Source organism: Haloferula chungangensis, from assembly GCF_042664875.1.
In the GTDB taxonomy this organism is placed as follows: domain Bacteria; phylum Verrucomicrobiota; class Verrucomicrobiia; order Verrucomicrobiales; family Akkermansiaceae; genus Haloferula; species Haloferula chungangensis.
In genome coordinates this window covers 1-869 of sequence record NZ_JBHTBS010000060.1, presented here as the reverse complement: position 1 = coordinate 869, position 869 = coordinate 1, and the positions used below count along the sequence as shown (strand labels likewise).

Annotated in this window: 1 protein-coding gene; it reads left to right on the top strand. The window is 60.1% G+C overall.

Annotated features, from left to right (window positions below; translation table 11 throughout):
- Positions 1 to 44 precede the first annotated feature (44 nt).
- The coding region (locus ACFQY0_RS21175) for a transposase (RefSeq protein ID WP_379717045.1) at positions 45 to 869 on the top strand (825 nt) is incomplete at its 3' end.

The window sequence follows — 869 nt, the reverse complement described above, 5'->3', positions numbered from 1 at the left end:
CCCGCAGCCTGCGACTTGAATTTCCCGGTGCTTTTTACCATGTGATGGCACGCGGCAATCGGCGGGAAAAAATTTTCGATGACGACGATGACCGCCGGTTTTTCCTCGCGACGCTCTCTGAGGCTTGTGCGATGACCGGCTGGCGGGTGCACGCGTGGGTGCTAATGGGAAACCATTACCACCTTTTCATCGAAACGCCCGAAGCCAACTTGGTCGCCGGAATGAGCTGGCTGCAGAATACGGTGACCCGCCGTTACAACGTGCGCCATCGGGCATGGGGCCGACTGTTTGGCGACCGCTACAAGGCGATCGTTGTGGATGGAGAAGATGCGTATCGCTACCGGACGCTCGTCGACTACATTCACCTCAATCCTGTGCGGGCGCGGTTGGTCAAGCCGAAGAAGGGTCAGAGCGTGATGGACTATGCATGGAGCAGCGTGGCCGGCGGTTGGGCGTTGCCGCCCGGGAAGCGGCCGAAATGGTTGGCGGCAGAGGATGGAATGAAACGCTTTGATTTGCCGGACACGGTCGCGGGGCGAAGGCGATTGGTAGAGCGACTGGACCGCTGCGCAGTGGAGGAGGATTTCAAGAAGTGCGGAGTGCCGGAGATTCCCGAGGAGGTGGACGCGCGATGCAGCCATTTGCGCCGTGGCTGGTATTGGGGCAGCCAGGAGTTCGCCGAGAAGCTGCGAGGGATTTCGGAAGAGCTCATCAATCAGAAGAAGCGATCATCGCGAGCCTACCGGAAGACGCCCCAAGTGACGTCGCATGGCGAAGAGCAGGCAAAGCGGTGGTTGAAGGAGGGGTTGCACGCGGCGGGTATGGTGCCGAAGGAGTTGCCTCAATTGAAAGGATCGGACCCGAGGAAG